A 6,631-nucleotide genomic window follows, 5' to 3' on the forward strand; every position below is an offset into this window, starting at 1 on the left:
GTATTCTTTTTTATATCCTTTTTTCGAATAGATAACTAATATGTTCATATTTCAATAAATTTGTATAATACGATATGCTGCATCTAAAATTTTTAGTGTTAAATCATTTACATTGATTCAGACTATAGACAGAAGAACAGGGCTAGGTTCCTGTCGGATGGGAAAAATGGATGGTGAAAACGATGATAACAATATTTTTATGTGATGATAATAAGGAAACCTTGGACCAATATGCCATGATGATCGGGCAGATTTCCAGCAGAAACAATATAGACGTTTCCATTTCGTCATTCTATAGCGGAGAAGAACTGCTTTTTCATCTTTCCGATTTTCCGAATCAGGCGGATATTATTTACCTCGATATCCTGATGCGCCAAATGAACGGGATGGATACTGCCAAAAAACTTCGCCAGCTTGGATGTAAATCAGAGATTATATTCCTTACCACCAGTGAGGACTATGTATACGAAGCATTTGATATTGCCGCGGTCCAGTATTTGCTCAAATCTTCAACCCCTTCGGACAAGTTCGAACAAGTATTTCTCCGGGCAGTAAGCATGGTTCAGCAGAAAACAAGTGATCTTTTCATATGCGGTTCCGGCAGCAGTCGAACCATTATCCCCATCAAGGATATTGCTTATTTTGAAATCTGGAAAAGAATCGTAACCGTACATTACAGCAAAAATAAAAGCCTGGAGTTCTACTCCACCATGGAGCAGCTGGGCATGCAATTAGCCGGCAAGAATTTCGTTCGCGCCCATCGTTCTTATTTGGTGAATCTTCGCTACATTACCTGGTTTCATCAAAATAGCCTGGTTCTCAAGACAGGTGAGAATATTCCTATAGGGGTGACCTATATGAAAGACGTCAGAAAAACTTTTGCCGACTATGTAAGTGCTGCAAGCATTCATGGCTATTAATGGCAAAGAGATGGTGAAACTCATGATGCCTTTATCATTCGCCCTGTTAATTGTTTATAATGCCTACTATCTGTCCTATTTCAAAAGATACTTTCCGTCAAAAAGAAGCCACTGGCTTTCCTATGTAGCCGCTATCGCCATCAGCACCGGTATCACAGCGATCTCCTATTTATTGCTCGATCACCGATTTGTGGTCTACATCATAATAGGATCTATCATGCTTTCCTATCATTGGCTTTTCCGTGGCAGCCACTTGCAATTTTTATATGTAGGCACCCTTTACATGTTTTCTTTATACAGCAGCAGAGGCATCGTTATTTCGGTTTATGCCATCGCATTTAACAAGAGCATTAAGGAGGTTCTTGAGCAAGACACTTACTATTACACCACATTCATACTTGCTGTTCTTCTTTCCATACTGTCCAATCTGCTTACCCGCAGGCTAATCGTCTCGGATTTAAGAGCCAGACAGCTGCTATATAACAGGGAACAACTCAAGTTTGTGATCATTTACCTGTTCCTTCAATTGGTCTATCTTACGCTTGTAAACGATGGACGTTTCCTTGGCTTGAAACAAGCCTGGTTCACAGATTTATATTGTATTTCCTGCGTTGTAGGTAAATTGTGGCTGATATTCATCTTTAATCATACATCCAAAGTATCAGAGCTGTTCGAATATGAACTTCATACCCGCCAGCTGGAGGAGCAGCTATCCCGCCAAATGCACCATTATCAATCCTATCGCCGGTTTACGGAGAGCTTTCGCGCATTTCAGCATGACTATAACAATATGATGAACTCAATGAAAAACTTGCTGCAGAACCAGGAGTATGAGCAGGCGGCCCGGATGCTGGGCAATATTCATGATACGATGCATAAAAATGTACAAATTCATCGAACCTACTCCAACAATGTCCTCCTCGATGCTATTTTGCAGGATGCAGCCAACACTTGTGAAGGCAAAGGGATCTTTTTTTCGGCTATGGCCCACCTCCCCGAAAGTATCTCATTAACCGAACTGGAAATCGTCCGTATTTTCACGAATGTAATAGATAATGCCATTGACGCCTGTGATAAAGTATCCGGTCCTGACCGATTCATTAAGATTACCAGCGGAAACACTTACGATTGGACGACCATTGAGGTTTCTAATTCATTTGATGGTCATTTGCTGATGAAGGGTAGCGAACTGCTGTCTACCAAAGAGAACAAAGAATTTCACGGTCTCGGTCTGAAAATTGTAAAGGAAACCATAGAGGGTTTGGGTGGACTGGTGCATCTGGATCCTGATTCTGAGCAAGGCATCTTTCAAATAAAGCTCATTCTACCGACATCCCCCTAAACCTCTTATGGACAGGTTGAACAAGAGGACAACGCTTTCAAATCTCCCCTCCTATAAATTCAGCACAAAAAACGATGAATTCGGAACATTCACCTCTAAAACGAGAGGAATTTATCATTAGATTGGATTGGCAAAATATTAGCTTTAGGAGGCCAAGAAATGAGATCACCAGTATTTAGGGCCAGTTCCATCATCTCCGGGTTTTTGTTAATTCCTCTTTTATTTTCCGCTTCTCCTCTATATGTCAATGCGGAAGATGCGGTTCCGGAAATATCGGATCGGATGGATAGCGCTCCTCCGGACCAGGCACAGGATTCTCCGGCATCAGCAAGTATTTCTGAGTTCCCAACCGAAGGTTATGAGCAGTCAGTAACCCCAGTTGAAGCGGAAGAAGAACCTGACTTTTCGGAAGCAACTGCCATATCTAATAGTTCGCGCAATGTTTTCTTTACCCTGGAGTCATCCAAGACGGCTATGTACGACTTAAATACTCCTAGCCTCAAAACACTGACGGTTGTTCATTATCCGGATGCCATTGATGATTCACTGACAGGAAGTTTCGGTATAGCACTCGTACCGGCCCTACTCAGCCAGAGCACGACGATACTACATTTCCCGAACCAGCAAAAGCTGCTTCTCGATGGCATTCCAGAGCCAATCGTCTATCAAGCTGCAAGTACGAATTGGCCGGAATTCCTGGATAGACAGGAGGAGTTTTTATCTGGCGAAGAGCTTTCAATAATATTAGCCATCTCCTACTCTACCGACGGCGGGGCTACCTTTTCCGAAATCCCGCCAAATCCTATTAGCAGTACAAATGCGATTCGCGTAGAGCATCACAGCATGATTCCTAATTCCATAGCACTTGGCACCGAACCTCTCGACTTGAAATTGGCAAGCACTTATCAACCGTTAACCATAAACATAAGTTTTCCTATGAAGCTCGCAGACAATAATATAACAACGGGGGAATTTAATGGCGCTGTCGCTCTGATGGAAGAGTGGAAGCTGGTAACTTCGATCTACGAATCCATGTCTACGGTTGAAGTCCCAATAACTACAATCCTATCTTCCCCTCAAATCCACGGCATTGTTCGTCAAGTGGAACTGCCCGAAGGGGCGGGCATGGATTGGAATCAGGGCAGCAGCTTGTCCGGCCAGACAGTGGAACTGCTTGAAGAGAGCAGCAATAATGTCATTGCAACAACGGTCACCGATAAGAATGGCGAATACGCCTTCTCACATATTGCTACCACAAGAAGGCTTCAGGTAAGAATCAATAATGAAGATGGACTAGTCTTTTTTGCAGATCCTAATACGGACCCAGGCAGCTATCAGCAAAAGAATACAGTGCCTGTTGGCGGAGTTACGGATATGGACAGGGCTAATCAGCAGCTTAACGGCTTATTCTCAATGGTTGCCAACTGGCTCAATAACCAGTATTCACATATCCCTGTCAATACTGATACGGTATGGAAAAACAACGATATTGATGAATCCGCGCGGATCAGTCAGGATGTCAATTTTATGATTGTAAGCAAATCAGCAAGTGAAGCCGGCAATTCAAAACCGGATGACAATGCTGACAATAATACTTCTATCTTCACTCCGGGCCATAACTCGCCTGATACAGGCGATGCAACTATTGCTAACGATAACACTCCAGACACCATTGATGTCTCCAATCCAAACACCAGTTCACCGACTATAGACAACACCTCTAATCCTGGTGACAGCATTCCGGCTACGGTTGATATCTCTGATCCTGGCAGCAATGGTACCAATAGTCCTTCTGCTGATAATCCGAATCATCCATTGCAGGATTCCTCGCCACCGTCAGTCATTATAGAACCTGTGGAAATACCGACAAGCAGTAGTGAACTTGACGAAATACCGCAAACGGGAGATTCGGATATATCATGGACTTATTATGCATCCCTGATGCTGCTGTCAATTGCTGTTTTTTTCAAGCTTGGACGCAGGAAATAACATCATACAAAGTACGGAAAGGCGGTAAGAACCTATGAACAGACGCAAAGCCATCCTTGTCGCCTTTTTCAGTATGACCTTCCTGTATTCCCTGATTCACCTTGGAATTTATACGTATGATCACTACCATACAGCTTATATAGTTAAAGGGTTGGAGCGGCAAATGAACTCCTCTGCTGCTCCAGCCCTTGTACTTCATTCAGAAACCTCTGAGGTTGGCGTAGAAAAAGCCCGACAGGCAGTACTCCCTCAGCTTGGTTCCTTAGCTCGGCAGAATCAGGATATCGCTGGTTGGCTCAGTATTGAGGGGACCCCGATTCATTACCCTGTTATGCATACCCCGCAAGATGCGGAATTTTACCTGGATCATGGCTTCGACCGACGTAAAAGCAAAAGTGGCCTCCCTTTTTTGGACTCCCGCTCCAGCATAGCAGAACCAACCACAAACTGGATCATCCATGGACACAATATGAAGAATGGAAGCATGTTTCACGCGTTGACCTATTACAAGAATAAAGACTATTACGAAAAGCACCCCATCATTCAGTTTGACACTCTCTATGAGCATGGGGAATATGAAGTTATCGCTGTGATTCTTTCCAAGGTATACCGCAAGGATGAACAGGTCTTCAAGTACTATCAATTTATAAACGCAGAGACAAAAACAGAATTTGATGCCTTCATTCAAAATATAAAACAGCTCGCTCTTTATAATACGGGGATATCGGCCGAGTATGGGGATCAGCTTATAACCCTCTCAACATGCGAATATTCCAATGATAATGGACGTTTGGCAGTCATAGCTCGAAGGTCTCAGAGCAATTCCTCCAAGAGAACCAATTAGTTTTCCCTTCCTTTGATTCAGGACTGGTGCCAGATTTTCTCCGCCAGTAAATTCAATTATCTTTATGCTTGGATTGTCTTACCGCGTTTTGGGTTTGCTTATATAAGCCAAGAAGAGGGGGCCATTGTGGCCACCCTCTTCTTTACTTATAGGTTTGCTTATTCCATATAACCTTGGATGAAACGCATCAGAATCGTCGCAACCTCCGCACGAGTCGAATAGCCTTTCGGCACGAGCGTCGTATTGGAACGCCCCTTAACGATGCCTTCGGCATTCGCCCAGCTCATGGCTGTATATGCCCAACTGCTAATGCTTGACGCATCATCATAAGCAGCCAGCTCCGATCTCTTCGTTACATCGTATCCTTTGTACACCGCAAAGTTATACAGAATTAATGCCATCTGTTCACGCGTTACGTTATCATTTGTCCCGAATCGACCACCGCCATATCCAGTGGCAAAACCATTCGCATTGGCCCAAATGATCGCATTTGTGTACCATTCTCCGTTTTTCACATCCGTGAAACTATTGGTCCCCTTCACTACAGGTGAGCCCTCAAGACGATAAAGTACTGTCACCAGCATCGCACGCGTCATTGGCAGATTCGGGCTAAACGTTGTCGCAGTTGTCCCATTAAATAGTCCTCTGACTACACTGAACTCTACAGCCTTGTAGAACCAGTCTGACTCTTTCACGTCGATAAAAGGATTCTTCCAGACAACTACGCTGTCACCTGTGTTATCCTCTGTAGTGTCACTAGTACTGTCATCTATATTGCCACCTGCAATGTCTCCAGTATTACTATCTGTATTGCCGCCTGCGTTGCCACCTGTAATACCTCCTACATTACCTCCTGTGCTGCCGCCTGCGTTACCTGTTTCTTGGCCTGAACCTGGTTGTTCACCTGGTTGCTCTCCCGGTTGTTCGCCTGGCTGTTCGCCCGGTTGCTCACCTGGCTGTTCACCAACGATAGTTCCATCTTCATTTACGATGGAGCCGGATGGTACGGTCACTGTTTCCCCGCTTGGCAGTTTTACAATTACCATGCCGTCCTCGCCATCTGTTACGATCGAACCTGATGGTACCGTTACTGTTGAACCGCTTGGCAGCTCTACAGTTACTGTTCCATCTCCGTTATCTATAACAATCGAGCCATTTGGTACCGTCACCGTTGAACCACTTGGAAGTTCTACGGTTACTGTCCCATCTTCGTTATCTGTTACAACTGAGCCGTCCGGGACAGTTACGCTCGGACCACTTGGTTGTTCTCCTGGTTGCTCTCCCGGCTGCTCTCCGGTGTTCCCTGGCTGCTCGCCCGGTTGTTCGCCTGGTTGTTCGCCCGGTTGTTCGCCAGGTTGCTCGCCCGGTTGTTCACCTGGATGTTCGCCCGGTTGTTCGCCTGGTTGTTCACTAACGATAGTTCCATCTTCATTTACGATGGAGCCGGATGGTACGGTCACTGTTTCCCCGCTTGGCAGTTCTACAATTACCATGCCGTCCTCGCCATCTGTTACGATCGAACCTGATGGTACCGTT

At 44.8% G+C, this 6,631-nt stretch carries 5 protein-coding genes; 4 read left to right on the top strand and 1 reads right to left on the bottom strand.

What is annotated here, in order from left to right; all coding sequences use genetic code 11:
* Positions 1 to 182 precede the first annotated feature (182 nt).
* The 4 genes from DMN77_RS16195 (at position 183) to DMN77_RS16210 (ending at position 5,095) form a co-directional block, all read left to right on the top strand.
* On the top strand, positions 183 to 920 hold the full coding sequence (locus DMN77_RS16195) for a LytR/AlgR family response regulator transcription factor (protein WP_179015690.1): 738 nt from the start codon (positions 183 to 185) through the stop codon (positions 918 to 920).
* A 22-nt stretch (positions 921 to 942) separates the two neighbouring features.
* Positions 943 to 2,262 (top strand): sensor histidine kinase, encoded by a 1,320-nt coding sequence (locus DMN77_RS16200; RefSeq protein ID WP_068780686.1) that lies wholly within the window; start codon positions 943 to 945, stop codon positions 2,260 to 2,262.
* Between the two features lie 159 nt (positions 2,263 to 2,421).
* On the top strand, positions 2,422 to 4,251 hold the full coding sequence (locus tag DMN77_RS16205; RefSeq protein ID WP_179015691.1) for an LPXTG cell wall anchor domain-containing protein: 1,830 nt from the start codon (positions 2,422 to 2,424) through the stop codon (positions 4,249 to 4,251).
* Between the two features lie 34 nt (positions 4,252 to 4,285).
* Positions 4,286 to 5,095 carry a class B sortase gene (locus DMN77_RS16210; RefSeq protein WP_068780513.1) on the top strand — a complete coding sequence of 270 codons (810 nt, stop codon included), beginning with the start codon at positions 4,286 to 4,288 and terminating at the stop codon, positions 5,093 to 5,095.
* A 158-nt stretch (positions 5,096 to 5,253) separates the two neighbouring features.
* Here the strand turns inward: DMN77_RS16210 and DMN77_RS16215 are convergent.
* The coding region (locus DMN77_RS16215) for an S-layer homology domain-containing protein (RefSeq protein ID WP_179015692.1) at positions 5,254 to 6,631 on the bottom strand (1,378 nt) is incomplete at its 5' end.

The organism is Paenibacillus sp. 79R4 (assembly GCF_013393165.1).
Lineage (GTDB): Bacteria > Bacillota > Bacilli > Paenibacillales > Paenibacillaceae > Fontibacillus.

Bases quoted from the DNA above. Each gene is read 5' to 3' on its own strand.
- DMN77_RS16195 (WP_179015690.1), top strand. From the start codon at position 183: ATGATAACAATATTTTTATGTGATGATAATAAGGAAACCTTGGACCAA.
- DMN77_RS16200 (WP_068780686.1), top strand. From the start codon at position 943: ATGATGCCTTTATCATTCGCCCTGTTAATTGTTTATAATGCCTACTAT.
- DMN77_RS16205 (WP_179015691.1), top strand. From the start codon at position 2,422: ATGAGATCACCAGTATTTAGGGCCAGTTCCATCATCTCCGGGTTTTTG.
- DMN77_RS16210 (WP_068780513.1), top strand. From the start codon at position 4,286: ATGAACAGACGCAAAGCCATCCTTGTCGCCTTTTTCAGTATGACCTTC.